Annotated in this window: 27 protein-coding genes; 7 read left to right on the top strand and 20 right to left on the bottom strand. The window is 55.2% G+C overall.

Translation table 11 applies throughout. The features are described from left to right. Positions 1-295: 295 nt before the first annotated feature. The 9 genes from GXP52_09865 to GXP52_09825 all read right to left on the bottom strand — a co-directional run bounded on the left by GXP52_09865 (position 296) and on the right by GXP52_09825 (position 6,156). A complete protein-coding gene (locus GXP52_09865; GenBank protein NOY87587.1) occupies positions 296-871 on the bottom strand; it encodes a tetratricopeptide repeat protein in 576 nt (191 codons plus the stop codon). Positions 872-1,073: 202 nt separating this feature from the next. Next, positions 1,074-1,592, bottom strand: coding sequence for a TlpA family protein disulfide reductase (locus GXP52_09860; GenBank protein NOY87586.1), 519 nt, complete (start codon positions 1,590-1,592; stop codon positions 1,074-1,076). Continuing rightward, positions 1,592-1,741 carry a CcmD family protein gene (locus tag GXP52_09855; GenBank protein NOY87585.1) on the bottom strand — a complete coding sequence of 50 codons (150 nt, stop codon included), beginning with the start codon at positions 1,739-1,741 and terminating at the stop codon, positions 1,592-1,594. Before GXP52_09855 ends, GXP52_09860 begins: the two co-directional genes overlap by 1 nt. Next, positions 1,734-2,414 (bottom strand): cytochrome c biogenesis protein CcsA, encoded by a 681-nt coding sequence (gene ccsA / locus GXP52_09850; protein NOY87584.1) that lies wholly within the window; start codon positions 2,412-2,414, stop codon positions 1,734-1,736. Before ccsA ends, GXP52_09855 begins: the two co-directional genes overlap by 8 nt. A 102-nt stretch (positions 2,415-2,516) precedes the next feature. After that, positions 2,517-3,185, bottom strand: coding sequence for an ABC transporter permease (locus tag GXP52_09845; GenBank protein ID NOY87583.1), 669 nt, complete (start codon positions 3,183-3,185; stop codon positions 2,517-2,519). Next, complete coding sequence (locus tag GXP52_09840; protein ID NOY87582.1) at positions 3,182-3,883, bottom strand: ABC transporter ATP-binding protein; 702 nt, start codon at positions 3,881-3,883, stop codon at positions 3,182-3,184. The genes GXP52_09845 and GXP52_09840 overlap by 4 nt, the downstream gene beginning before the upstream one ends. Before the next feature lies 1 nt (position 3,884). Then, the gene (locus tag GXP52_09835; GenBank protein ID NOY87581.1) at positions 3,885-4,025 is read right to left on the bottom strand and encodes a hypothetical protein; all 141 of its coding nucleotides are present in this window, start codon (positions 4,023-4,025) and stop codon (positions 3,885-3,887) included. Then, the gene (locus GXP52_09830) at positions 4,022-5,995 is read right to left on the bottom strand and encodes a heme lyase CcmF/NrfE family subunit (protein ID NOY87580.1); all 1,974 of its coding nucleotides are present in this window, start codon (positions 5,993-5,995) and stop codon (positions 4,022-4,024) included. The genes GXP52_09835 and GXP52_09830 overlap by 4 nt, the downstream gene beginning before the upstream one ends. After that, complete coding sequence (locus tag GXP52_09825) at positions 5,992-6,156, bottom strand: cytochrome c maturation protein CcmE (GenBank protein ID NOY87579.1); 165 nt, start codon at positions 6,154-6,156, stop codon at positions 5,992-5,994. The genes GXP52_09830 and GXP52_09825 overlap by 4 nt, the downstream gene beginning before the upstream one ends. 506 nt (positions 6,157-6,662) lie before the next feature. On the opposite strand from GXP52_09825, the gene plsY reads away from it, so the two are divergent. After that, positions 6,663-7,265: a glycerol-3-phosphate 1-O-acyltransferase PlsY gene (plsY, locus tag GXP52_09820; protein NOY87578.1), complete on the top strand. Its 603-nt coding sequence runs from the start codon at positions 6,663-6,665 to the stop codon at positions 7,263-7,265. Positions 7,266-7,332: 67 nt separating this feature from the next. On the opposite strand, the gene GXP52_09815 is transcribed toward plsY, so the two are convergent. After that, the gene (locus tag GXP52_09815; GenBank protein NOY87577.1) at positions 7,333-7,830 is read right to left on the bottom strand and encodes an NYN domain-containing protein; all 498 of its coding nucleotides are present in this window, start codon (positions 7,828-7,830) and stop codon (positions 7,333-7,335) included. A gap of 59 nt (positions 7,831-7,889) precedes the next feature. On the opposite strand from GXP52_09815, the gene GXP52_09810 reads away from it, so the two are divergent. Next, positions 7,890-9,152, top strand: coding sequence for a tetratricopeptide repeat protein (locus GXP52_09810; protein ID NOY87576.1), 1,263 nt, complete (start codon positions 7,890-7,892; stop codon positions 9,150-9,152). Positions 9,153-9,175: 23 nt separating this feature from the next. On the opposite strand, the gene GXP52_09805 is transcribed toward GXP52_09810, so the two are convergent. Continuing rightward, positions 9,176-9,889, bottom strand: a complete 714-nt coding sequence (locus GXP52_09805) for a carbon-nitrogen family hydrolase (GenBank protein NOY87575.1) — start codon at positions 9,887-9,889, stop codon at positions 9,176-9,178. A 304-nt stretch (positions 9,890-10,193) separates the two neighbouring features. On the opposite strand from GXP52_09805, the gene GXP52_09800 reads away from it, so the two are divergent. Beyond that, positions 10,194-11,273, top strand: coding sequence for a DUF3426 domain-containing protein (locus GXP52_09800; protein ID NOY87574.1), 1,080 nt, complete (start codon positions 10,194-10,196; stop codon positions 11,271-11,273). A gap of 9 nt (positions 11,274-11,282) precedes the next feature. Here the strand turns inward: GXP52_09800 and GXP52_09795 are convergent, their stop codons facing one another. The 5 genes from GXP52_09795 to GXP52_09775 are packed head-to-tail and all read right to left on the bottom strand — an operon-like array spanning position 11,283 to position 15,339. Continuing rightward, positions 11,283-11,522: a hypothetical protein gene (locus tag GXP52_09795; GenBank protein NOY87573.1), complete on the bottom strand. Its 240-nt coding sequence runs from the start codon at positions 11,520-11,522 to the stop codon at positions 11,283-11,285. A gap of 11 nt (positions 11,523-11,533) precedes the next feature. Next, positions 11,534-12,058, bottom strand: coding sequence for an AmmeMemoRadiSam system protein A (gene amrA / locus GXP52_09790; protein ID NOY87572.1), 525 nt, complete (start codon positions 12,056-12,058; stop codon positions 11,534-11,536). Then, entirely contained in the window at positions 12,058-13,059 is a 1,002-nt protein-coding gene (locus GXP52_09785) for a polyprenyl synthetase family protein (GenBank protein ID NOY87571.1), read from the bottom strand. Before GXP52_09785 ends, amrA begins: the two co-directional genes overlap by 1 nt. A gap of 3 nt (positions 13,060-13,062) precedes the next feature. After that, on the bottom strand, positions 13,063-14,496 hold the full coding sequence (gene gltA / locus GXP52_09780) for an NADPH-dependent glutamate synthase (GenBank protein ID NOY87570.1): 1,434 nt from the start codon (positions 14,494-14,496) through the stop codon (positions 13,063-13,065). A 12-nt stretch (positions 14,497-14,508) separates the two neighbouring features. Next, a complete protein-coding gene (locus GXP52_09775) occupies positions 14,509-15,339 on the bottom strand; it encodes a sulfide/dihydroorotate dehydrogenase-like FAD/NAD-binding protein (protein ID NOY87569.1) in 831 nt (276 codons plus the stop codon). Positions 15,340-15,613: 274 nt separating this feature from the next. On the opposite strand from GXP52_09775, the gene ysxC reads away from it, so the two are divergent. After that, positions 15,614-16,207 carry a ribosome biogenesis GTP-binding protein YsxC gene (ysxC, locus tag GXP52_09770; protein ID NOY87568.1) on the top strand — a complete coding sequence of 198 codons (594 nt, stop codon included), beginning with the start codon at positions 15,614-15,616 and terminating at the stop codon, positions 16,205-16,207. A gap of 73 nt (positions 16,208-16,280) precedes the next feature. Here ysxC and GXP52_09765 read toward each other — a convergent pair whose 3' ends face one another. Beyond that, complete coding sequence (locus GXP52_09765) at positions 16,281-17,582, bottom strand: hypothetical protein (GenBank protein NOY87567.1); 1,302 nt, start codon at positions 17,580-17,582, stop codon at positions 16,281-16,283. A gap of 210 nt (positions 17,583-17,792) precedes the next feature. Here GXP52_09765 and GXP52_09760 point away from each other — a divergent pair, with 210 nt between their 5' ends. Next, positions 17,793-18,494 (top strand): response regulator, encoded by a 702-nt coding sequence (locus GXP52_09760; protein ID NOY87566.1) that lies wholly within the window; start codon positions 17,793-17,795, stop codon positions 18,492-18,494. Positions 18,495-18,702: 208 nt separating this feature from the next. Here GXP52_09760 and GXP52_09755 read toward each other — a convergent pair whose 3' ends face one another. Then, positions 18,703-19,848, bottom strand: a complete 1,146-nt coding sequence (locus tag GXP52_09755; GenBank protein NOY87565.1) for a radical SAM protein — start codon at positions 19,846-19,848, stop codon at positions 18,703-18,705. Positions 19,849-20,057: 209 nt separating this feature from the next. Between GXP52_09755 and hflX the strand changes: the two genes are divergently transcribed. Continuing rightward, positions 20,058-21,674, top strand: a complete 1,617-nt coding sequence (gene hflX, locus GXP52_09750; GenBank protein ID NOY87564.1) for a GTPase HflX — start codon at positions 20,058-20,060, stop codon at positions 21,672-21,674. Positions 21,675-21,705: 31 nt separating this feature from the next. Here the strand turns inward: hflX and GXP52_09745 are convergent, their stop codons facing one another. Beyond that, entirely contained in the window at positions 21,706-23,136 is a 1,431-nt protein-coding gene (locus GXP52_09745) for an ammonia-forming cytochrome c nitrite reductase subunit c552 (protein ID NOY87563.1), read from the bottom strand. A 219-nt stretch (positions 23,137-23,355) separates the two neighbouring features. After that, entirely contained in the window at positions 23,356-24,303 is a 948-nt protein-coding gene (locus GXP52_09740) for a TIGR01212 family radical SAM protein (protein NOY87562.1), read from the bottom strand. 231 nt (positions 24,304-24,534) lie between these two features. Between GXP52_09740 and GXP52_09735 the strand changes: the two genes are divergently transcribed. Further along, positions 24,535-25,077, top strand: a complete 543-nt coding sequence (locus GXP52_09735; GenBank protein ID NOY87561.1) for a hypothetical protein — start codon at positions 24,535-24,537, stop codon at positions 25,075-25,077. The last annotated feature ends 202 nt before the right edge of the window (positions 25,078-25,279 follow it).

Here is a 25,279-nt window from a genome sequence, read left to right as displayed (position 1 = left end):
TCCGCCCGGGATTGCCGCGTCACTCTCGTCTCCCTCGATGCTCCTCGCAATGACAGCAAAATAATAAAGGTACGCATTAACCGGATGAACCGTTTTTTTAGGTTTTCTCCGCAACCGATGCCGGGCACGTCATAGCCCCAAGCGACGGCGGGTGACTCCAGTGAGCGTAGCGAACGGGTGGTAAAACAGGTATGGAAGGAAGTATCGAAGTGTCCTTGATTTGGGACTCTTAAACCAGGAACTACTTTTCCCGGATACTAAGCACCAGGTTCCAGGCACCAGGAACTGCTTTTCCCTATTTCCCCGCCTCCGGGAGAGACGCGATGATCCCGCGGACCTGCTCCGCCTGCGGGCCGGAGGGCGAGATCCTGAGGAAATCCTCAAAGGCGGCCCTTGCCCCGACAGGGTCATGGAGGTCGTATAGAAGCACGATACCCAGGTTCATCCTGCTCTGCAGATGGGTGGAGCTGACCTCCATGGCCTCTCGGAACCGACGTACAGCCTCCTCAGGCTGCCCGTTTCTTCGATACATGATCCCCAGGTCGGTGAGGACGTCGGGGTTGCCGGGCTTCAGGGCCAAAGCTTTCTCATAGGCGCTGATGGACTTCCTATATTGATTGCTGTCGAAGTAGGCGTTACCCAACTGAACAAGCGCCCCCACATTGTTGGGGTTGTTCTGCAGCAGATTTTTCAGCTCATTGATCTTGAGGGTGTAATCGGCGGAAGGCGGCGGGGCCTGGGGCGGAGCCTTCAAAGGAACTACCGATGTCCCACTCGGACGACTACTGAAAAGCTTCGGCCCCAGCACACCGACCATCAAACCCACCACCAGGGCTGCTATTACAACAACAAAAGTATTTTTGTTTTCCATCTGCGTCTCCAGAACCGGTTCGTGAAGGAACTTTTTACGACCCTATTAACGTTCAAGGTTCATCGTTCAAGGTTCAAGGGTTGACGGACTCGCAAGAAGTCATCATTGCGCCCTGTAATGGGCGCCCAAATCGAAGATTTGTGAGGAAAGTGAAAATGACACTTTTCGCTTTCCGTTAAGTAAAAAGCCACGAATGGACTTTTTACGACCCTATTAAAGATAATTTTTTCAGCTGGTTTTCAAGCTCCTCCATGGAATGGTAGCCTATCATCTTCTTTACCACTTTACCGCTCCTGTCCACCATGAAAAGGGAGGGAATGGAGGAGATCCCTCCGAAGGCTTTGGTGACCTTATCGTTTCCCAGAAGAACCTTGTAGGGAATCCGGTGATCCGTCACGAAGGGTCCCAGCACCTCCAGCCCCTCACGGTCGAGGGAGATCCCCAGTACCACGACTCCGCGTGATGAGTATTTCCTGTAAATTTCGGAAAGAACCGGAACCATCTTCCTGCACGGGGGGCACCATGTCGCCCAGAAATCCACCAGGACAACTTTGCCCCGGTAATCTGAAAAGTTGACGATACTGCCATCCACGGAAGGAAGGGTAAAATTGATAGCCCCGCCACTTGGGGCCTGGGTCTTATCCTCCTTGCCGCTTCTGTCGCAGGCCGCTAGAGAAAAGAGACCGCCGATCAGCAAAACAGCAACAAAAACGCGCTTCATCAATCCTGTTCCCGACCCTTCAATCGTTCCTCGACACTTGACAGCTTTTTCTCGAGATTTCTCCTCATGACACCGAGCCGTAACAGATAAAACAGGACAGCAGCCCAGATTACAGTATATGCTATTGTGAGATAACCGATTTTACTCATGGATAATCCTCCGCGACAAAGTTTCAATATCCCTGGATATTCTCTCGATCGCCGCGCGCTCACGCAGCAGAGCCAGTGAGAGAAGAATGAACCCGGTGATGCTGATCAGAAGCGGCGGCACCATGCCGGCCGCCAGGCCGATATGGCCTTTCCTGATGACTATGGGGTGAATCCCACGCCACCACCGGATGGAGAAGTAGACGATGGGAACGTCCACAAAAGCAAGGATCCCATAGACCGCCGACACAACGGCCCCTTTATATCCGGGCATGGCCTGCCTGAGGACGAGATAGCCCACATAAAGAAACCAGAGAATCAGCGTTGTGGTCAACCGTGGATCCCACACCCACCATTTTCCCCACACCGGTCGCGCCCAAAGAGGACCCGTCAGAAGGACCAGCGTACAGAAAAGAACCCCTGTCTCCGCGGCCGCCAGGCCCAGCATTTCCCACCTGGCCGCCCTCGTTGCCAGGAAGGCAAGTGAGAAGACAAGGACCAGGGTAAATGAGAAGAATGCCGCGGTGGCGCTTCCCAGGTGAAAATAGAAGATCTTCTGTACGATCCCCATGCTCCTCTCCACCGGGGCATAGACAAGCACCAGGACAATGGCGGCCTCAATAAAAAAAAGGGCCGCGAGGGGCAGGGACCAGTCGATTATTTTCTTCATACGCATCCTCCAGCAATCGTTAACCCTGATAGCATAACGTCATCAATCTTGATAGGACCGTAATTGGGCACCCTTCAATGGGCGCAGTGATGACTTTTTACGAAGTCATCACTCCTCCACAACCATCGGGAACAGCAGGGTCCCCAGGGAAACGAAGATAACGTCGAACGCCAGGAGCCGTCCGAGCCAGATCCAGGCCAACCCTGGAGCGCCGCCGGTAAGGGCGATGGTTGTGCAACGCACACCGCCAACCAGAACAGGAAGGCACAGCGGGAACAGAAGGAGGGGCAGGATCATCTCACGGCTTCTCAGGTGAATGGTCATTGAGGACAGGAGAACCCCCAGGGCTACGAATCCCAGATCCCCGAGAACAAATCCCGCCCATGAAAAAAACAGACCCTTCACCGGGGAGAACCCGTAAAGCACGGTGAACAAAGGCCACAACAGGGCCTGAAAAATAAGGATAAAGACCAAGGTTGAAAGGCATTTTCCCCAGTAGATCTGAACAGGGTCCGCCGGGGACAGCAGCAAACCATGGAAACAGCCATTCTCCCTCTCTCTGTCAAAGGTGCGGCCCAATCCAAGGACACCTGCAAAGAGGAATGTTATCCATAGGACGCCGGGGGCCAACTCCGTCAGGGCGGATGAACCCGCCTGGGCCGAGAGGGAAAAGAGGGTCAGGATCAGAAATCCAAAAACGGACAGGAGAACGATCACCTCCCTTCCCCTCAATTCAAGGACAAGATCCTTCCGCGCAATCGCCAGGGCGGCCTTCAACTTTTCTCCTCCATAACAAGGCTCAGGTACAGATCTCTGAGGTTGTCTCCCACCTCGCCCCTGTACCGTATTCGTCCCTTGTGAATAACAGCCACCTCGTTTCCAAGCGATCCGGCGGCTTCAAGGTCATGTGTCGACAACAGGGTCGCTCTTTTCTCGTCGCGCAAGGTTGCGAGAATATCCGTAAGCTTTTTTGAGGACCGGTAATCCAGACCGCTGAATGGCTCATCGAGAATCAACAGCCTCGGATTATGGAGAAGTGAGCGGGCGATTGCCAGCCTCTGCTCCATGCCCCTGGAAAAACCGTCAACCATGTCATTGCGCCGATCCCAAAGCCCAATGAGCCGAAGCATCTCCTCCACCCGCGCCGCAATACCGTTAACGCCGTACAGTCGGCAATAAAGGACGAGATTTTCCTGCGCGGACAGTCCGCCGTAGAGCATGGAATCATGGGAAAGATACCCGGTAAGAGCCCGGGCCTCCCGGCTGTGTTTTATCTCATTTCCCAGGAGCCGCACGGTTCCGGAAGTGGGATTAATCCTCCCTGCCAGGACACCGAGCAAGGTGCTTTTCCCGGCTCCGTTGGGTCCAAGGAGAACGAGAGATGCCCCCTCATCCATGGCAAGCCCCACCCCATTCAGGGCGGTCAGGGACCCGTACCGCTTAGTAATGCCTTCAGCCTTAAGGAACGGTCCCATCCTAGTAAGGCTCCGATCCAGGCCCATCATGACCATCTCCATCGGGGCCGGGACCGTCCATGGTCCCTGCCGATCCCCGGAGGAAAGGAATGGAAAGCACGATAACCGACACGATAAGGAAGAAGATGAGCCAGGTTGTCATTTTACGCCTTTCCTCTCCGACGGAACGGTCACGGAGATTCCGCCGGGGAACAGGACGAGCATGGTACCCAATGCGATGATGTAACCGCCGGCCCACAGCCATGGAACCAGGGGGTTGACCAGTACTCGAAAACTGGCACGCTCATCTCGATTATAACCGGTGAGGGTAACGTAAAGGTCCTCTTTCCAGTTTCCCATGATAGCAACCTCGCTGATGGGTTGTTTTTCCCGCCCTCCGTAAAACCTCCGTTCGGGGGTCAGGTATCCCAGGGGTTTTCCGGCCCTGTAGACTTTCAGGCGTGTTTTGACCGCGAGGCGGTCACTGGACGGTATCCACCTCATTCTCTCATACCGGAGGGTGTATTGTCCTACTTTCATGGACTCCTTTGGGTGGAGTGTCGCATTGGCCTCCCGATTCAGGGTGGCGCCGCTCAACCCCAGAAAGATCATCACTATTCCAATGTGGATGAGGTAACCGCCATAGCGTCTTCGTTTGCCGGAAAGAAACCGCCGGAAAGCCCTGGCAGGTGATTCATCTGTATTCCGTCCGCGCGAAAACGCGGCACTGAAGAGATCCTCAACAACGGCCGTAACTACAAAGGCGGAAAAAGCCATCAGCAGTATACTGATGGGAGCCCTGACACCCATACTCCACGCCAGCCCCGCTGCCGCCAATACCGCCGACCCCGGGATGATAAGGCGCCTGACCATATTCCTGACCGTTGTCCGGCCCCAGTCAAGGAGGGGACAGGCTCCCATGAGCAGCAGCAGGATAATGGCGATGGGGCCGTTGACATAGTTGTAGTACCCGGCTCCCACAACAACCTTGGCGCCGGTCATGATTTCAAACACCACCGGAAGAACGGTCCCCCAAAGGACGACCAGCGTCATGGCGGTCATGATGATATTATTCAAAATGAATCCGCTCTCCTTCCCGGAAATGAACTCAAGATATCTTTCGGGAAAAAGAAGCTCACGCCGTCTCCACGCGACGCCGAAACCTGCCGCGAGCACAAAGACCATGAACGCGAGAAAGAATGTGCCGAGGCTGCTCTTCCCGAAGGCGTGGATCGAGGAAATAACGCCGCTGCGGGTGATGAATGTACCGAAGATAACCAGAAAGTAGGTAATGATGACAAGAAAAATGTTCCAGAATTTCATCATCCCCTTTTTTCTCTGGACAATGGTGGAATGCAGAAACGCGGTCGCTGTCAACCAGGGCATGAGAGAGGCGTTCTCCACGGGATCCCACGCCCAATATCCTCCCCAGCCCAGTTCGACATAGGCCCATTTGGCGCCAAGAAGAATCCCTGCTCCCAGGAAGAACCATGAGATAATGGTCCAGCGTCCTGTGGCGGTGATCCATGCGGCATCTCTGCGACCTGCCAGGAGGGACGCCATCGCAAAGGCGAAGGGGATGGCCAGACCTACATACCCGATAAAAAGAGCGGGGGGATGATAGACCATCCCCGGATTCTGTAAAAGCGGGTTAAGCCCGTAACCGTCCCCCGGCAACGGGCCCGGGATGGCAAGGAACGGATCGGTCACAAAATTCAACAGCAATAGAAAAAACACCGCGTTAAGCATAAGTACATGGATGACCCACGGCATAAGATCACCATACCGGCCCCTGTTGGTAAAGACCACCAGTGCGGTAAAAAACGCCAGAAGCCACATCCACAACAGGAGTGAACCTTCCTGTCCAGCCCAGAAGGCTGAAATCGTATAAAAGCCCGACAGGGATCGGCTGGAATATTCGTAGACGTACTGGAGAGAGAAATCCCTGGTGATAAAAGCATTAAGGAGAGATACGGCAGCGGTTGTCACCAGAAAAAGGTTCAAATAAACAGCGGACCTTGCGCTCCGTACAAAATCCGCACGGTGCCTGACGGCGCCGAGCAGGGAAGCCGCCGCTCCATAGATTGCCACTGGAAAGGCGACAATAAGGGCCGCCGATCCCATAGGGCTCAAAGAACATCCCCTTTAACTCCACGGATGGGCGATCTGTTGACCTCACCCGTATCGTATTTGGAAGGACACTTCGCAAGGAGGGTGGTGGCCTCGAAGGTCAGGTAGAAGACAGTGGACCTCTCCATGCCGGACCAGAACAAGTATCCCATGACATCAAACATGAGAATCCCCAAGACCGTGAATTTTATCCGGTTTTCCCTGAACATCGTTTATAGGGTCGTAAAAAGTCCATCCATGGCTTTTTACTCCATGGAAAGTAAAAAATGTCATTTTCACTTTCCTCACAAATCTTCGATTTGAGCGCCCTCAAGTGGGCGCTTTGATGACTTCTCGCGAAGTCATCTGGACGATAACCTCGCGACAACGAAAGGACAGCTTTTGTTTTCAGCAATCCCCATGCCATCGGGCAAAAAAACCATTTTCATGCTATTTCAATGGTTTATGACATCAACACACGACAGGATCGAAACTGGGCGTGCAATAATTTCCCGCCACGGGTGAATTTCCGCACACCATATGCCTTTTCGGATTTTTCCAGGTTTACTATGATAACCTCGCAAAAAGTTTCTTCAAATGGACTTCCTGCAAGTCTATCAATCCTGTACCGGTTGGTGGGAGGCCGGATTTTTCGGTTGACAGCATCCATATGGAGAGGTCCAATAACACCATGAATATTGCATATGCGGGGCTCATTGTCCTGAGCTATCTCATCGGCTCCATCCCCTCCGGGATCATTGTCGCCAAAATGATGAGAGGCTCTGACCCAAGAGAGTCCGGATCAGGGAACATCGGCGCGACGAACGTCCTGCGAACGCTTGGCAGGAAGGCGGGTGCCTATACCCTCGCCGGGGATGCACTGAAAGGTCTCGTCCCTGTTCTGGCCGCAACGATTATCTTCCCCGACACGCCATCTGTGGTTTTTCTCGCGGCCGGCGGGGCAATTCTCGGGCACGATTTCTCCATTTTTCTGAAATTTCACGGGGGAAAAGGGGTTGCGACCACCTTCGGCTGCCTGGCCGGCCTTAATCCCGCGCTGGCTGGTCTTAGTCTGGCAACCTGGGCCGTGGTGGTGGCTGTCACCCGATATTCATCAGCCGGCGCGATTGTTGCCGCCGCCCTGAGTCCAATTTTTGCGGCCGCCGTGTTCCGCAATCTTCCTCTGACCCTTTTCTGTACTGCGGCCGCCCTGCTCCTTACATTCCTTCACAAAGAGAACCTCCAGAGGCTTGCCGACGGCACGGAGAAAAGAATTTCCTTCAAAACATCTTGACCACCTCTACACCGGGATATCCGCCCAGCGCACATCCTGGGGTGGACTTTTGCAAGTCCATCAACCATCAGAGGCGTGATAATAGATTTTTTACCTTTCGCACCTTTTTCCTGAGCCTCCGACCCTGGCCGTGAGAAGGATAGTCCTCATCCTCCGTTTCCAGTCCCTTCATTTTCCTGAACTTTTCCTCTTCGAGTTTTTTCCAGAACAGTTCCGGCGTCGCTGACGGCACGCCGGCCCTTTCCGCGCGTTGGCAAAGTTCCCGGTCCGCCGTAACTAAAAGGTCCGCTTTACCCTCACGACAAAGAGCCGCGATAACATCGTCGGCGGAACGCCCCTGTCTCGAATAGATGACCGTAATCCCCTTCACCCTGCTGCCTCGGTCACCAAGATGATAGGAACCGGCGCCGTCGAAAACCACGACGATGCCATGGCCCTTGCCCGACCTGTATCTGGAAAGTTCCCCGATGAGATAATCCCGTCCCTCTTCCATGTCCGCCCTGTCCAGGGCGGAAAGCTCGGGGATCCTCCTGATAATGTTATACCCGTCAATAAGTATTCTCATGATGACATTTTTCAATATCCTCTGATATCATGCCAGGCTGAGACTGGGGACATGATGCCATGATTTCGATACGTTTAAAAAGCGTGATTACCTTGGGGGCCTTTTGTCTCATCCTCTGGCCCGGACCGGCTATCTGTAATCAAACCGGGGGAGAGTTCCCTCTGAACCCCGGAAGCTGGTGGAAATACAGGGACCAGGGGGGAAACACCGAAATAGTATCCATCACTCGAACCGTCAACGTCTCGGGGATTCCCCTTGTGGAGGTCATACGAAACGGGATTAACCCCGGATATTTTCTCCGCACCCGCGAGGGACTGTATCGGTTCGACAGCCTGCCCGGGAAGAAAGAATCTGAGCCCACAGGTTTCCCGCTTCCAACCATGGTGATCAAATTTCCCCTGGAGGTTGGACAGACATGGTCTTCACCGTGGACTGATCCGCCTCTTTCCTTTTCGGTCATAAACGAAGACACCTTTACGACCCCGGCCGGAAAGTTTCCGCATACGTTCAAGATCGCCTACCGTCCTGTGTCAGATCCAATCTACCATGGGTACAGCTGGTATGCACCGGGGGTCGGATTCGTAGCCATGGAAGAGAACCGGTACCGCAGTGAACTTATCTCGTATTCCATCTCCGATCTCCTGCCTCCGGATCTTGTGGAAAAAAAGATCGCCGATCTCCTGCCGAGGCTGGGGATCACTGCAAATACTGAAAATCCATCCGGACGTACGAAACGCGACAACAGTGAAGGCAGTCATAATAGCGCCACCCGTTTCCTGATTCCAGGCATCCTTTTGTTGGTCTTCGTTGCCGTCCTTGCCTGGCTGATCAAGCTTAACCGGAAGATGGATATGGACAGTGACCCTACGGTCCTGAGGGGAGAAATCGCTCTCGCCTCGGCAATGGTCCGGGAGGGCCTCTACGCCGAGGCCGCCCGCATCCTTCAACGCCAGACCGTCAAGAACCCCCAGTGGCCGGACGTGGCCGCTCTATTGGGTCAGGCATACACTCACATGGGCCGCTACGAGGACGCCTGTCTGGAACTCAAAAGGGCCCTCACGCTCAACCCCGACATGACCTCGGCCCGCCTCGATCTGGCCCAGGTTTACCTGGCCAGTGACGAACCTTCCAGGGCACTCGAGGAACTGGACGCGGTTCTTGCAAAAAACCCCGGATTTGCCGACGTCCTGGTCAAACGGGGCCAGGCTTACCTGGCTCTGGGCAACACCGAACATGCCGAGGCGGACGCTCGTGAGGCGCTGGACATCAATCCGTCCTTCACGGAAGCCCAGGAACTACTGGAGGAGATCCTCTCTTCCTGATTTTATCCATCGGATGCCTATTTTCAGTATACTTCCGGCCTTCTCAGGGAAAGGACAGGGAAACTTTCACGCACCCTTGAAACTTCGAGCATATCAACGGGGGCCGAACCAGTTCCCTCATCCTTGCCCATCATGACCACCACCTCGCCCATCGGGCCGGCGATGAGACTGTGCCCCCCGAGGATCAGTCCTTTCTCATCATCCCCGCAGGAGTTCGCGGCGGCGATATAGAGCTGATTCTCCATAGCCCGGATCCGGACGAGGTCTGTGAAGTGGCCGATACGCGCCTCAGGCCACTGTGCCGAAACCAGGACTATCCGGGCGCCCCCGAGACAGAGTTTCCTGGCCATCTCCGGAAACCGGAGGTCAAAACAGGTTAGAAGCCCCACTGTTACATCGTTCCAGGAAAATGTGACGGCTTTTTCCCCGGGGACGAAAAAATGATCCTCCCCCGCCAGAGGGAAGAGGTGGACCTTGGGGTAGGATCCCATCGGCTCCCCTTCTTCGTTTACAAAAACAAAAGAGTTGAGGATGCCTCCTTCCCCTTTTTCCGGGATGGACCCGGCAATCGCCAGAGACCGCCCGGCCGCCGTGGCGGACATCCATTCAATTACCCGGGGCGCCTCATCGGCCATGCCATCGAGGTCCTCGTAGTAAAAACCTGACGGAAACATCTCCGGAAGCAGGATTATGTCCCCGGACCCGGGGTCGGCCCTGTCAATAAGACGCTCCACCATCCCGATATTTTCCCTTATCCGGCCGGGTAGAATTTTCCACTGCAACAGGTGGATTTTGAAATAGCTGATAGTTCACCTCCAACCCGATCATTGGCCGGCAATTTTTTCCCTGCCGTCCGATCCACCACTGGCCCCCAACCCTTCCTTTTGCCGCGTATTTTAACACATAAATCTCGGGACCATCGCAGGATGCCGCCCCCTTGGTTATTTTTTTCAAACCCTTGATGGGGGATATGTGAATCTGTATAATGTACCTTTAAAGAAAACCCAGGCTGTTTTTAAGAAAAATTCGAGGGGAACCAATTTGATCGTCCAGTGTGACAAGTGCCGGACAAAGTATCGTGTCGCCGACGAAAAGGTAACAGGCAAGGGCGTAAGGGTCCGTTGCGCCAAGTGCGAACATATCTTTACGGTAAAGCCATCCGCCCCGCCCAAAGCCCCTGCTTCCACACCCACTCCGCTGGATTCGCCCGCACACGCGGCTCCGCCGGTAGATCAGACGCCACCTCCTCCATCCGAAGCAGCGACACCGTCGTTTGAGGATCCGACATTCTCCGATCGTCCGCCGGGTCGAACAGAGGATGTTTTTCCCCACACCGACCGACTTTCCATAACCGGATTAACCACATTCGACCCATCGGCCCCGGCATCCACCAACGGGGGTATGGATTGGGGCAACATCTCCATGGACGGCGCGGAAAGGCCTGACGTAGATCTGACGCCGGCCCCGGATCCCTCACCAGGACCTGATCCTTTGGGGCCCTCGGTCCAGTCATATTCACCGGAACCGGACTTTCCTCCTGAGCACCCTGAAACTGAGGCCACTAAGGTTGAGCTGCGCCATGTCGCCGCACGGCCCGTTAAAAAAAGAGGAAAGGGTCTTGTCTTTTTCCTGGTTCTCGTGCTCCTGGGGGCGGGTGGATATTTTGCCTATCCCAAGATAAGCCAGCTGATAGGGCGGGTAACAGGGCGAATTCCAGCGGCAAAAAAAGGCGCCCTGACCGTTAAGGATTCCCGGTTCGGTTCCATCAAGCGGTCCGACGGCATCATCCTTGTCACCGTCCGGGGCGTGGTCATGAACAACACCGGCAAAAAACAGGGAATGATAAGGATCACAGGGGAATTCAAGGGGGCGGACGGAGAAATCCTCGCCACAACGGCCTCGTTTTGCGGCAACACCTTTTCCGATGAGGATCTTAACCTGATGCCCATGGGGAAGATCCGCGCAGCGCTGCAAAACGAACTGGGCCAAAGCCTGAACAACTCAGCCGTTGCGCCTGGAAAATCGGTGCCTTTTCTGTTGATCCTGGAAAGCCCGGCTATCGGGAAGATTAAGGAGGTTACCTTCAAGGTTGAGAACGGACTGGGCAACGACGGAGGATAGCAGCCTCAGCTATCGGGCATCTTCCTCCCAGTCCGTACCTTCCAGAACCTGTTGGCCTCTCTCAAAATCATCCAGCTCCACGTAGAGAAAGAACCTTCTGGCCCTTCCGGCCTTATCGTCACCTGCAAAATGGGTTCTGACTTCAATTCTGCACTGAACCTCTTCAGCGTCCAGGTGGCGCTTAGCAAGATTGATCTCAGATTCATCGGAAGTAGCGACAAGAAGCTTCCACCGTTCATCCTTCATCATCGAGCACCTCCCTAGAAGTACCTCCTCACCTCGAAACGGAAGAGATCCACAGGTTCTCCAGGCCCGATACCTGCCTTCCGCATGGCAATATTCACCTGCTCTTCAGCAGTGTCAATACCCGGAAGGTCCGGCAGGAGAACCCCCGCCTTTCCTCTGCTTCGAACGATTACCCCATATTTTTTGGGGTCGAGGTCCGACATGTTCCCGATGGGCTCAGGTGACGTGAGAACGTCCACGGAGATGACAATCTGGTCCAGTTCATCGGGAGTCACCGGCGGAAAACGGGGATCTCTCGTAGCGGCGCTGACAGCGTTCTCAATGACCTCCTCAGCGACGCTGGCGGTGACAGGCTGGAGGGTTCCAATACACCCTCTCAACCGGCCGGACTTCTTGATGCTTACAAAAACACCAGCCCTGCCCTGGACCTCAAAGTCATCAGGAGGGGCGGGCTTTTCCCCCTTTTTGATATATGTCTCGATGGTTTTCCCGGCGAGGCCCACCAGGGTCCGAATGTCTTTTTCCTCATTCACCGACATTACGTCCTCCTGCGGGTTACATAGCCGGTGAGGCTTTCGAGGGAATCCCGGATGGGACCCCCAGGGAAGTTTATCAATTCCTCGACAGCTCTTTGCGAGTAATCCTCGGCAATACCCTGTGCCCTGTCAATTATACCTCGATTATCCATCAGGGAGAGTATCCGGTGAAAATCATCCGGGTCGGGGCTTTCCTTGAGAAAAAACTCCGCAGTCTTTTTCCTGGCTTCACCCTCCAGGGTCTCCATAAGCAGGATCGCCGGAAGTGTTACCTTGCCCTCCAGGAAGTCCTTCCCGATGGCCTTCCCAAGATCCCCCAACTCGGCCGTATAGTCCAGGAGATCGTCAACAATCTGAAAACTGAACCCGAGGTGTGTCCCGAAAAGACGAAGGGACTGAATATCATCATCCTCAAAGCCGGCCAGAATGCCGGCCGAGGCACAGGTGGCCGAGATAAGACTGGCGGTCTTGCCCTCTATAACCTGAAAGTATTCTTCCACGTTCGTCGCGGGGGAGAATGATCGGAGCAGTTGAAGAACCTCGCCTCGCGCCATGGCAGTGGTCGCCGTTGATATTTCCCTCAGGATACTTATGTGCCCGATCTCGGACAGGAGGGAAAATGCACGGGAATAGAGGTAATCCCCGGACAGGACACTGGGCTCCGCACCCCACAACTGGTAGGCAACCCGGTTGCCCCGCCGCATATCCGAGTGGTCCACGACATCGTCGTGAAGCAGAGTGGCCGTGTGGATGAACTCAACCGAAACGGCCAAGCGGAAGATATCCTCCTCGGATGCCCGATCGGTAAATGAAGAAATGAGGATAGCGAGGAGGGGTCGGAAACGTTTCCCTCCGCTATCCAGCAGGTGTCCGAAGATCCGGTCAATGACGCCGATGTCCGTCCTGAGGAAGCGGCGGAAATAGTCATCCAGCAGTTCGTATCGATGGTTAACCGGCTCCTTGATGGCGTCAAGGGAAACCCGCCGCAGATCGCTTTCGACCATTATCTACTCCTCGGATCCCGCCTGCAACTCTTCGCCCATCAGGTAAGCCTGCATGGCCAGGGAGGCCTTCCTGCCGTCACCCATGGCCAGGATGACCGTGGCCGCTCCCCGGACAATGTCTCCGCCGGCATAGACGCCGGGCAGACTTGTGGCCCCCGTCTCTTCATCCACCTCCACATACCCCCATCTGTTGAGTTTCAAGCCGGGCGTGGATTTGGTGAGAAGGGGATTGGCCCCCGTTCCCACGGCCACGATGACGATGTCCGCATCAAAAACGTACTCGGAACCCTTGATGGGAACGGGCCGGCGGCGTCCGGATTCATCCGGTTCCCCGAGTTCCATACGAATACACTCCATCCCCGCCACCGCGCCCTCATCGTTACCAATTATTCGAACCGGGTTGGTCAGAAGATGGAACTCGATTCCCTCCTCCTGGGCATGGTGGATCTCCTCGGCTCTGGCGGGCATCTCCTTCATGGAACGCCTGTAGACGATATTTACTTCGGCTCCGATCCTCAGGGCGGTCCGGGCTGAATCCATGGCCACGTTGCCCCCACCGATTACAGCGACTCTCCTGGCCTTCTTGAGAGGGGTGTCATTCTTGGGAAACTGGTAGGCGCCCATGAGATTGGACCGGGTCAGGTATTCATTTGCGGAGTATACCCCGTTAAGGTTTTCACCCGGGATTTCCATGAAACGGGGGAGTCCGGCACCGACCCCGAGAAAAACGGCATCGAATCCATGTTCCTCCATTAATTCCCGGATGGTGAAGGTTTTACCTACCACAACGTTGGTCTCTATCTTCACGCCCAGGGCTTCCAGATTGCTGATCTCGGCCTCGACGATCCCATTGGGTAGACGGAACTCGGGGATTCCATAGACAAGGACACCGCCCGGTTTATGAAGCGCTTCAAAGATGGTGACCTCATGGCCCTTGGATATCAGGTCGCCGGCAACGGTAAGGCCCGCCGGGCCGGCACCGACGATGGCCACCTTTTTCCCCGTTGGGGGTGGAAATTTCGGGGCTTCGGGTGTCTTCCCTGTCTCCTCGGCCCGGTCCCAATCAGCGGCGAAGCGTTCCAGACGCCCGATGGCTACCGGTTCATCCTTGACGCCTACAACACACAGGATCTCGCACTGGTCCTCCTGCGGGCAAACCCGGCCGCACACCGCCGGGAGGGCGTTGCTTTCCTTGAGAACCCTGATGGCACGGGAGAAGTCACCCTCTTCAATGCCATGGATAAACCCTGGAATATCGATGCCGACCGGGCATCCGGCTACACATCTCGGCTTCTTGCACTGGATGCAGCGTTTTGCTTCCAACATGGCCGTTTCCGGCGAAAATCCCAATGGGACCTCGGAAAAGTTTTTTCTTCGTACCTCCGGCGCCTGTTCCGGCATTCCCTGACGCGGTATTTTCTCTTTTTTTTCAGCCATGACCGTCCTTTTTTATTTACTCATATAGATGAAAGACTCGACTGCCTCGCGTTCCTCAGGCAGGTACATTCTCTGCCTGAGCTTCAGCTCGGCGAAGTCAACCTGGTGCCCGTCAAAATCAGGACCATCCACGCACACGAACCTGGTCTTGCCGCCCACCGTCACCCGGCAGGCACCACACATTCCGGTTCCGTCCACCATGATAGGGTTGAGGCTGACCACGGTTTTAAGGCCATAGGGTTTGGTCAACCTGCACACGTTCTCCATCATGGGGACCGGCCCGATGGCCACCACCAGTTCGATTGGTTCACCCTTCCGGATAAGATCCTCCAGGACGTTGGTGACGAACCCCTTCTGCCCATAGCTGCCGTCATCGGTGCATATCAGGACCTCCGCACTGGCCTTCCTCATCTCGTCTTCCATGATAAGGAGCTCACGGGTCCTGGCGCCAAGGATGGAAACCACCCTCGCACCGGCTGCAGTGAACCCGCCGGCGATGGGGTGGATGGGCGCTATCCCGATCCCGCCGCCAATGCATATAACCAGGCCCAACTTTTCAATATGGCTTGGAATCCCAAGGGGCCCGACAACGTCGTCGATGGCGTCCCCCGCAGTAAGGCTGCCTAACATCATGGTTGTCTTGCCTACCTCCTGAAAGACAAGGGTTATGGTCCCCGCGGCCGGATCGGAATCGGCGACAGTCAGGGGAATTCTTTCTCCACCTTCACCGTACCTTAGAATAACGAACTGACCCGGCAGTGTTTTTTTCGCAATATACGACGCCTCGACAACCATGGAGTGAACGTCATGCGACAGTTGCATTTTCTCCGTGATCTTATACACCCTTGATGTTCTCCTCCCTGCTATCCTGTTATTTCAGGTTCATCCCCGGGTAGGCGCAGCTACCGTTTAAGGGGTGCCCAAATCAATGAATTGCAACGCAAGTCGTTGATTTATAAGGAAAGTGAAAATGACACTTTTCGCTTTCCGTTAAGTAAAAAGCCATTCATGGACTTTTTACGACCCTGCCAAGACTAACACGATTTTTCTCCCGGTGCGACCCCTGGGTTGCCAACTTTGTTGACGTTCTCCACTGTACCGTGCTACCTCCTCTTTCATGAAAATAATTTCCGCAGCATTGCTGGACCAGGCACATAATCCCGGTCAGATACCATCGCCGCCATACCCTCAGGTGGCCGTTTTCGGAAGATCCAACGTCGGCAAGTCGTCCCTTCTGGCCAAAATGATGCGCCGGCGCAAGCTTGTAAAGGTCAGCTCTACCCCGGGCAAGACCAGGGCAATCTATTATTATCTCGTTAACGATGCACTTCTTCTGGTGGATCTTCCGGGCTACGGTTTTTCCAAAGCCCCCAGAGGTGTCGCCAATCAGTGGCGGTCCCTGGTGGAAGCCTACCTTGACAAAGAGCCGGGCCCGAAACTCGCCCTGCATCTCATTGATATCAGGCATTCTCCTACGAAGGACGACATTTCCGTTCACCGGATACTCGCCGGCAGGTACATCCCCAGCATAACCGTGGCAACGAAAGCTGACAAGCTCTCCAGGTCCGGCGTTATCCGCGCCACCAACGTTATCGGCAGGGAACTGGGGGAACCCGTTGAACTCATCGTACCCGCATCTGCCAAGGACGCATCCATTTCCGCTGACCCCCTCTGGGACCGGATACTCGCGGAAACAGGCATAACCCCCTGAACAAGGATGACTTCGTAAAAAGTCATAAGTGGACTTTTTACGACCCTGCCGACATGGGAGTGCCGCCGGGAAATCAGTGAACGACTGCAGTGGTGGTGGTGCGGTGATAGGAACGAGGTTTATGGCAGCCGACCATGCATTTCCCGCCATCTTGCAGGGGAGTGAAGTTAAGGGAGTAGATGGAAACACCGTTACTCGAATAATTGCTGATCAGATTGTAATCCTGGGTGGAACCGTGGGGGTCATGGCACATGGAACATGACCGGGACTTGCCTCTTTTCACAATGCCGTAATTATTCGGCACCAACGCCCCCCTGACGTGAACATTATGAAGATTTTTATTCCCGTCTCTAAAACCGGTGGATTCGGCCTTCCCTGTTACCAGCGACGCATCGTGACAGTCGAAGCAAAGAGTGTACATCTTCTCGGAATATCCTTTCGGATACCGCTTGGTGGAGTACTCGTCCTTCAACAGGTTGGGCCGGTTCCCAGCGTGGGGAAGATGACAGTCGGTGCAGTCTCCATCGGCAACAGCCGTGTGAACAACACTGTCCCTCGAATCCGGAACATCGTGGCACTCCTCGCACAATGCCGGGACAGCCTCAACCAGCAGGGGCCGGTTTTTCGAAGCATGGGGATCGTGACAGTCTGTACAGACCCCATCGGAAACAGCCCCGTGGACATAGGAACCATCCGCGATCCCATCATGACACTCCAGACACAGGTCGGGGGGCGACTCATCAAGAAGCGCCTTTTTCTCTGCGCTGTGTGGATTGTGGCAGGCCATGCACCCCTCATCCTCGATAATGGGGTGGACCTCGCCGTCAAGGGACGGTTCATCATGGCACTGTGCGCACAGGGCCGGTGGTTTTTCCACCAGAAGGTGGTCATTTTTTGATGAGTGGGGATTATGGCAGTCCGTACAGCCACCGTTCGTTGCCGCCTCGTGGACAACCGGGCCGGCCAGTTTGTCATCATGACACCCCAGGCAGAGGTTCTCCGGTGACTCCACGAGCAGATTTTTGTTGATGGAACTGTGGGGATCGTGACATGCCAGGCACCCTTCAGCCTCAATTATAGGATGGACCTTGCCGTTTTCAGCTGGATCATCGTGGCACTGCAGGCAGAGGGCTTCTCCTTTCTCAACCAGAACGAGCCTTCCGTCCGCGCCATGCTCCTCGTGACACACTGAACAGTCCTCCTCGCCGAAGGGAGGATGTATAACCTTCCTGGATTGGGCAGTCGACATCCATTCGGAATGGCACTTCGAGCAAGCCTCCTGGGCTATTGCCCCGGAGGCCATCACCGTGGTTGCCAGGAGGACCAACACCGGAAAAAAGAAATATCTGATATGACGCATCGGATTTTTCATCATGCTTTTTCTCAAGAAGCCTTCTCTATCAAAGGGTATTCAATGAGTCAAGGTATATATTTATACCCGGAACAACTTCTATCCACACTCAGATGCCACATCCGAAAAACGGTTCGGATGTGGCAGGCACCGCTTGACAGAATCTCCCGGCTTGTAATAAATGATTTACCGGACTCCCGGCAGGGACATGATGATGAAAGGCTGGAAGACCATATGATCAAGCTGCTGCTCGTGGATGATGTGGAGCTTTTTCTGGAGCTTGAACGGAGTTTTTTGTCGAGGGAAATCTTCGAAATAGCTACGGCCCGTTCCGGCCGGGAGGCCTTGGAAAAAGTCCGCCGTGTCAGACCTGACCTCGTCCTCCTCGACCTCTTCATGCCGGAAATAGATGGTGCCGAAGTCTGCCGCAGCCTCAAGGCCGACCCTGATACGAGGAATATCCCGGTTATCATGACTACTTCCGAACCTCAGGAGGAGCCTGATGTCAGGAAACGGTGTTTTGAAGCGGGATGCGACGATTTCATCCCAAAACCACTCCGCAGGGAAGAATTGCTGAAAGTCATTGGAGACGCGCTTCAATTGACCAAAAGAAGGGAACCCCGGGTGAAGGCTCACCTCAGGTGCGCCGTCACCCGATCAGGGGAAACCACCGATACCTGGATACACACCCTCGCCGTCAGGGGAGCCTCGGTGCAGTTTCCGCTTCCCCTTAGGGTCGGGGAAGAAATTGACCTGCTGTTCAGCCTGCCCATGGATGCGGCTCGGATTGAAACAAGGGCGGTGGTCAGATGGGTTGGACGGGCCGCTAAAAACGGCCCCCCAGGCGTAGGAGTTGAGTTCCTCACCATTGCCACCGGCGACAGGGAGAGGATAAACACGTACGTCGCGGAAAAGTTAAAGCTGCTGGAGCAGTAAAAAATGCCCGTTAATCAGGACATCGAAAAACGGGCCGGTTCGAACCGGCCCCAAACTTCAACAACTGGAGCAGCATTTGCACAGCCCCCTGCTTTTTTTTGAGACCTTAACCAGCTTCATTACGTTCACCTCCTTTCGGGTCGGTGTGTCAGGATCTTCAGGCCGGCGGGATTTTTCGACAGCCTCACAAGTTCATATTACTACATAATCATGATTTTCTCCAGTTAACTCCCCTTGCCATGCATTGGACGATATCCGGCCCTGAAGATTCTCCGGTCATCACCTCCGCCCGAAAGCGGCAGCCGCCGCCGCACTGTTCCAACTGATCGCACCCGCACTGCAGGCTGGAGAGCGGCCGATGGTCTATTTTCATCCAAACGTTGGAAAGTCCCTCACGCACATGACCCACGGCAGTCTCTTTGTAAAAACCGCACTTAGCCACCATTCCATCGGGAAAGACCGTCATAAGGTGGGACCCACAGGCGAGCCCGTCGGCGGCCCCATGGTATCCCCCTCCGAACCCGAAGCGAAGGTTTTTGGCCATGGCATCGAGAAGGGATGGGTCTTTTTCTTCACCGCCATCCCATCTTCCGGCGCGGCATGGGACGTCGATGTTCCACTCACAGACACCCATGCCGGTGATAAACTGCGAGAGCTTTTCGAACTCGGTGAGGTTGCCGCGGTAGACCATGGTGGCCACGGCAACGGGAATCCCCTCACCCAGGAGGGCCTCAATACCCGAAACCGCACGCCTGAATGACCCGGCGCCCCTCAACCGGTCATGCCCCCTGTCCATGCCGTCCAGGGAGATCTGTACCTGGTCGAACACTCCAAGATTACCGGCCATCGCCGGGTTTATCCTTTCCCCGTGGGTTAGAAGAACAGTCCTCAGCAGCCTCCCTTCCAGCAATTCGAGGATTTCCTCCATCATGGGGCTGCAAAGAGGTTCCCCACCGGATACCATGACCTTCAATCCCTGTATGGACTCGAACTCATCGAGGATATTCCCTATCTCCCCGGTGGACATGTCCACCGGAGACGCCGGGCCCAGGTAGCAGTGACGGCATGCCTTGTCGCATCGGCCGGTAACCTGAAGTTCCAGGTATCTTAAGGACGGGTGGAGGGAAGACCCTGTCACCCAAGGCGCGGTACGCCTTCCTTCAGTCTGAACAAGGTCCTCCTCTTTCAGGAGTGCCGCCGCCTCATCGTCCCTCAAGCGTCCCTCGGACATCGCCATGATGCGGTTGAAGGCCTCCCGGCTCAGGAGATAGATCTCATCTGTTTTTGAGTCATAAAGCGCCGGTTCCTCGAGGTTCTTCAGGAAACAGCCGTCTTTGAGATATACACGGGCCATACAGGCACGTTTAATATTTTTTACGAAAAACTTCACCATAATAATAATAACGCCGGCACACCATCCTCATTGAAAGCTTGCGTGACACAGTCAAGGCGTTTAAGGTTGAAACATGATGACTTCGCCAAAAGCCATTCATGGACTTTTTACGACCCCATCACACAGGCAAGGAGCTTTCGATTTCCACCATTCAAGGTAGAACCACCGGCCTGAAACCGGATCAGGTCCGCCGCATTGAACGGTTGGGCCGCATGAAGCCGGCGACCGAAGAGGTTGTCCCCGTCGAGACGGCCCGCCGACTCTCTGCATTGTCTAGAGAAATCAAAAGACAGCTGGGTCTTCTCATCGATCGACGCGGTTCGGTCAGCTTCATTCTGGTCGGCGACAGGAAAGGCATCTACATCCCTGATCTCACCAGGTATCGATTCAGCCCCGGACACCTGAGGGGACTGCGCCTTATCCACACCCATCTGGAACCGGTGGGCCTCTCCCGGGAGGACCTGACCGACCTGACCCTGGTGCGACTGGATCTGATCGTCGCCATCGAGGTCACCCCCGCAGGCATCCCCGCCACAACCCACATGGGTTATCTGGTGGAATCAGAATCCTCCCGCTGGACGGTGGAGACGTATCCCGGGCCCCACGCCCTTCCCAGGGACCCCCTCGTTCTTATTGCCCTGGCGGAAGAGGACCTCCGAAAGCATATTACCGGCAGGATCACCGATGGGACGTCAAGGGCGGTTCTGATTGCCTGGACCGGCTCTTCGGCCTCCAGGGCCGAAGAATCCATGGATGAGCTCAGAGAACTGGCGAGAACCGCCGGCATTGAGGTTACTCAGGCTGTGATCCAGCCCAGATCGAAACCCGATCCCCGTTATGTTATCGGTCGGGGAAAGCTTCACAACGTAGCTGTCCTGGCCCTGGATGACGGGGCAGACACCCTGGTTTTCAACGGTGAGCTGTCCCCCTCTCAGCTAAGGGCTATTGCCGACATAACAGAGTTGAAAGTGATCGACAGAACCATGCTTATTCTGGACATCTTCGCCCAGCACGCGCGGTCCCGTGGGGGCAAAATACAGGTGGAACTGGCTCAGTTGAGATACCTTCTTCCACGCCTTACAGGGAAGGGCACAGCCCTGTCGCGGCTGGCGGGTGGCATCGGGACACGCGGGCCCGGCGAGACCAAGCTGGAGATCGACAGGCGGCGCATAAGACAACGGATATCGAAACTACAGATCAGCCTTGCGCGGCTCCAGAAGAACCGCCAGGTCAGTAGAAGCCGGAGAGGCAGGGAGGAGGTCCCCATCGTCTCCATCGTGGGCTATACAAACGTGGGAAAAAGCACCCTTCTCAACACACTTACCCGAAGCTCCGAGATCACCGAGGACAAGCTGTTTGCGACCCTGGATCCTGTCAGCAGGAGGCTGTCCTTTTCCCACGGAAAGGTCTGTATCCTGACCGATACCGTCGGCCTGATTCATGATCTCCCCCCGGAGCTGGAACGCGCTTTCTCGGCCACTTTCGAAGAGATCAGGGATGCCGACCTGATCCTTCACCTGGTGGATGCTTCCCACCCCCAATGCGAGGAACAGATCCAGACGGTGGAAAGAACCCTGGAGGGCATGGAATTGGGCGCCATTCCCCGCCTCCTGGTTTTGAACAAATCCGACTTGGTTGACCCCGAGACCCTGGCCAATATGGAGAGACGCCATAGGACCATTTCGGTATGCGCCGTCAGCAGGGACACCTTACGGCCCCTGATGGAGGAGCTTGCCACAAGGACTACAGCAATCCGGAGGTCAATGGCCCAAAGGCCCAATCCCTGATACCGGCAGCCGGGGGAAGCTCACCGCTTCATCATTGCTTCGATGAAGACAGGACCTCCAGCGCCTTGCCGTTGGCATCTTGAAGCAGGGACATAAGAAATCTGTGGTTATGAAAACCACCGCTTTCATCCGACTCGGCATATCTCAGATTATTTTGAGCCTCCTCAAGTTTGGCCTTTAACCCTTTGTCATTAAGGCCCGTTATGGCCTTCCCGGCTGCGGCAACATTCTTCCCGGTGGTGGCATCGAGGGCCTGGAAGCTCGACTTCCATGCACCAATAGTTGTTTTGGCGGTGGCGCCGTCAATGGTTTCATGGCATTTGGTGCATGATGTAGAACTTTTTCCATTCGCATCCTTGACGGTAATACTTAATTTATGGCCATGGAACATGGCCGAGTTGCTGCCGTCCACACCGCTGTTATACATATGGCAATCGGTGCAGGTGACACCGGGCATCGTTTGCCGGACAGGCACCCCAATGCCCCCCTTACCGCTCAGGATATTGTAACTAAGGTGGTCGGTGTCGGGGAAACGCAGGTTGCCGTGACATTGCCCGCAAAGATCCGCCGTGTTCTTCATAATCACATATTTTCCGGTGGATGAGTTAAAGTATGAGCGGACAGCCGGGTTATGCGGATCGTGGCAGGCGACACAGGAAACGCCCGGCCACTCATCCGTGTGGGCGACTGTGGTATCTTTGGTGAACCTGCCGTCTTTTGTAGTGAAGAAATATTGCAACGCCTTCGCCTCGGTCATTCCGCCATTGGCCAGTACCGATGTGGGACCGTGGCAGGCAATGCAGTCCTCCGGATCATCCCCGTGGATCACATCTCCCGGGGTCTGTCCCACGCGCTCATCTGACAACTCACCGGCAACGTCGCTCTGAGTATGATTGTGCCGGCTCATGCTCCATCCATTATAGGTCCGGTGATCGGTATCCGCGATGTGAAGGGTGCCATGGCACTGTCCGCAGAGCTTGGCGGGCATTTTTATATGGACATACTTTCCAGTCTGGGAGTTAAACAACGCCAGGGCGGGCATGGCTGCCGACTGTCCGGCAAGTGTATAGTGACAGGTACTGCATGATACGTTGGGCCACTCATCCGTGTGGGCGGCTGTGGTATCTTTGGTGAACCTGCCGTCTTTTGTAGTGAAGAAGTATTGCAACGCCTCCTCCTCGGTCATTCCGCCATTGGCCAGTACCGATGTGGGGCCGTGGCAGGCAATGCAGTCCTCCGGATCATTTCCGTGGATCACATCTCCCGGGGTCTGTCCCGCGCGCTCATCGGACAACTCACCGGCGACATCCGACTGTGTCCGGGCATGGGGGCCGGCGGACCACTTGGCGTTAATGTCCCCGTGCCGTGAGGGGGGTGCAGCTGCCGACGCGTTGTTCAGGCTCAGGGAAAAAAAGATCCCTGCCATTGTCACCAATCCTGCGATAAGACCCTTCTTGAGCATTTTTACATCTCCTTTCATTAAACCCGGGAAAAAGCCTTTTCTGCCCTTTAACGTATCCACCTTTCATGAACGCTTATATCATTATACCGCAAAACTGCGTGATTATAATGCCGATCTTCACAAATGGTAATGTAATTCGTGGGTTGATGCAGAACTCAGGATACGGGCAGGTCGTCCGAAAACCGGATTTACGGGATTTGAATCGGAGCCGACGGTCTCTTACCTGTTGATCGGCAAGCCATTCCACGACTTGCCTTGAAAACTCTGTCTGGCGACCATCTCTTTCCTTATTGCCTGGACCATCTTCATCTTTCCCGGCCATCGGGGAGCAATGAGCATGTCGCCGGGCGCGTCAGCCAGGAGTCGATGGATCACGGTCCAGGGTGGAATGCCCTCCAGAAAATCGGCGACGATTGCAGGGTACTTCAGGAAATCAATGGGGGCGATCTCTCCGCGTCTGTATTCATCCTCCATACCGGCCCCCCGGATGACCTGAAGGTGGTGGATCTTGACACCTTCCACAGCATGTTCCGCCAGGAAGGCCGCCGTTGCCATCATCTCCTTTTTCCCCTCGCCCGGCAGACCCAGAATGACGTGGGCACAGACAGGGATATCCCGATCCCTTGCCAGGCCTCTTGCGGCGGCAAATGCTTCCACTCCATGCCCTCTCCCGATGCGGATCAGTGTCCTGTCCGAGGCCGACTGAAGACCGAGTTCCAGCCAGAGGAGCTTGCGGCCCTTCCAGGGCATCAGGACATCAAGAATCCCCTCGTCGACGCAGTCCGGCCTGGTGCCCACAAAGAGGCCGGCCACGCCGGGGAGACCGCAGATTTCGTCCACCATCTTTCTGAAAACAGGGAGGGGAGCGTAAGTCCCTGTCCCGGCCTGGATGTAAACGATGAAAGGGGCAGGCGGTTGTCCCTTCAATGCACGCATGATCTGCTCGACGGGGATTCCTCCACCCCTTGCGTGGGAGGGAACGAAGCTCTCCGGAACACAGAAGGAGCACCCTGCCCTACCGACGGTCCCATCACGATTGGGGCACCCGAAACCCGGATCCACCGGCACTTTCCTGATGGGAGCACCAAAGATCTCACGCAGGTAGGAAGCGAGGGAACGGTATAGAAAGGGCGATGGTTGACTCTTTTTTCGTGATCTGTTAGTCATCGGTTCCTGACATGATTGTAAAAAGTCCATTCGTGGCTTTTTACTCAACGGAAAGCGAAAAATGTCATTTTCACTTTCCTCACAAATCTTCGACTTGCGCTGCAAGTCATGATTTGGGCGCCCTCTCCGGGTGCATTGGTGACTTCTTGCGCAGTCATCAATTCCTGCGATTCAGTCCGGATACGTTTGCGCGCCATGTAGGGTGCGCCAGCCATGTGAAAGGGGCACATCATGGACATTAAGGACATCAAGAGCAAAACTGTAGCTCAGTTAAAGGAGATTGCCAAGGAGTTGGGTATTACCGGCATTTCGGGCATGAAGAAGGCCGACCTGATTTCCGCCATCGCTGGTGCCGGAGCACCTGCCGAAGATGCCGCCGTTGACGCCGCTGCAGAACCGACTGTTGAGGCGGCACCAGGGAATGCGGCCAGCGGGGAAACTGTCACGGAGAAGGCACCTGCCGCCGAAGCGATCCCCGAGGTGGTTTCCGAACCTGAGCCCGAACCCGAGCCTGAGCCGGAGCCCGCAGTCGCGGAGGCCAAGCCCGTAAAAACAACGGCGGAACCCAAAAAAAAATCCGGACCCTCTGTCAAATCCCAGTCCAAGGCCCAGAGGAAGCTTCTTGACAAACACGACATTCCGGCCCTCAAGAAGGAAAAAAGGACTTTGAAAGACCAGATAGCCCAGGCCGTGGAAGCTAAAGACATCGTCAGGGTCAGGGAACTGCGAAGCAGAAAGAAGGAACTTAAAAGAATATTGAACAGGGCATCCTGAAAAACAGGTTCAACGTTGATAGGGTCGCAAAAAGTCCATTTATGGCTTTTTGCAAAGTCATCAACGTTCCAGGTTCAAAGAAAAAGCCCTATGAATTTGGGCCTTTTTTATGCCCCCTCTTTTTTCACCGCTTCGGCTATAGCGTCCATAACACCCGGAGTCGACTGTTCAATCTTACTCCATGCGGGCAGCGGCGGCGGAT

The sequence above is a fragment of the Deltaproteobacteria bacterium genome (assembly GCA_013151915.1).
Lineage (GTDB): Bacteria > BMS3Abin14 > BMS3Abin14 > BMS3Abin14 > BMS3Abin14 > BMS3ABIN14.
This window is presented reverse-complemented; position numbering and strand designations above follow the sequence as displayed.

Coding starts and splice junctions, on each gene's coding strand:
- GXP52_09755 (NOY87565.1), bottom strand. CDS start 19,848: ATGGCCCGTGTATATCTCAAAGACGGCTGTTTCCTGAAGAACCTCGAG.
- ccsA (NOY87584.1), bottom strand. CDS start 2,414: ATGCGTATGAAGAAAATAATCGACTGGTCCCTGCCCCTCGCGGCCCTT.
- GXP52_09785 (NOY87571.1), bottom strand. CDS start 13,059: ATGGTCGAAAGCGATCTGCGGCGGGTTTCCCTTGACGCCATCAAGGAG.
- GXP52_09740 (NOY87562.1), bottom strand. CDS start 24,303: ATGACTAACAGATCACGAAAAAAGAGTCAACCATCGCCCTTTCTATAC.
- ysxC (NOY87568.1), top strand. CDS start 15,614: ATGAAAATAATTTCCGCAGCATTGCTGGACCAGGCACATAATCCCGGT.
- GXP52_09860 (NOY87586.1), bottom strand. CDS start 1,592: ATGAAGCGCGTTTTTGTTGCTGTTTTGCTGATCGGCGGTCTCTTTTCT.
- GXP52_09765 (NOY87567.1), bottom strand. CDS start 17,582: ATGATGAAAAATCCGATGCGTCATATCAGATATTTCTTTTTTCCGGTG.
- GXP52_09840 (NOY87582.1), bottom strand. CDS start 3,883: ATGGGACCGTTCCTTAAGGCTGAAGGCATTACTAAGCGGTACGGGTCC.
- plsY (NOY87578.1), top strand. CDS start 6,663: ATGAATATTGCATATGCGGGGCTCATTGTCCTGAGCTATCTCATCGGC.
- GXP52_09805 (NOY87575.1), bottom strand. CDS start 9,889: ATGGTGGAGCGTCTTATTGACAGGGCCGACCCCGGGTCCGGGGACATA.
- GXP52_09745 (NOY87563.1), bottom strand. CDS start 23,136: ATGCTCAAGAAGGGTCTTATCGCAGGATTGGTGACAATGGCAGGGATC.
- gltA (NOY87570.1), bottom strand. CDS start 14,496: ATGGCTGAAAAAAAAGAGAAAATACCGCGTCAGGGAATGCCGGAACAG.
- GXP52_09865 (NOY87587.1), bottom strand. CDS start 871: ATGGAAAACAAAAATACTTTTGTTGTTGTAATAGCAGCCCTGGTGGTG.
- GXP52_09735 (NOY87561.1), top strand. CDS start 24,535: ATGGACATTAAGGACATCAAGAGCAAAACTGTAGCTCAGTTAAAGGAG.
- GXP52_09810 (NOY87576.1), top strand. CDS start 7,890: ATGATTTCGATACGTTTAAAAAGCGTGATTACCTTGGGGGCCTTTTGT.
- amrA (NOY87572.1), bottom strand. CDS start 12,058: ATGTCGGTGAATGAGGAAAAAGACATTCGGACCCTGGTGGGCCTCGCC.
- GXP52_09825 (NOY87579.1), bottom strand. CDS start 6,156: ATGTTTGATGTCATGGGATACTTGTTCTGGTCCGGCATGGAGAGGTCC.
- GXP52_09795 (NOY87573.1), bottom strand. CDS start 11,522: ATGATGAAGGATGAACGGTGGAAGCTTCTTGTCGCTACTTCCGATGAA.
- GXP52_09835 (NOY87581.1), bottom strand. CDS start 4,025: ATGACAACCTGGCTCATCTTCTTCCTTATCGTGTCGGTTATCGTGCTT.
- GXP52_09815 (NOY87577.1), bottom strand. CDS start 7,830: ATGAGAATACTTATTGACGGGTATAACATTATCAGGAGGATCCCCGAG.
- GXP52_09855 (NOY87585.1), bottom strand. CDS start 1,741: ATGAGTAAAATCGGTTATCTCACAATAGCATATACTGTAATCTGGGCT.
- GXP52_09760 (NOY87566.1), top strand. CDS start 17,793: ATGATCAAGCTGCTGCTCGTGGATGATGTGGAGCTTTTTCTGGAGCTT.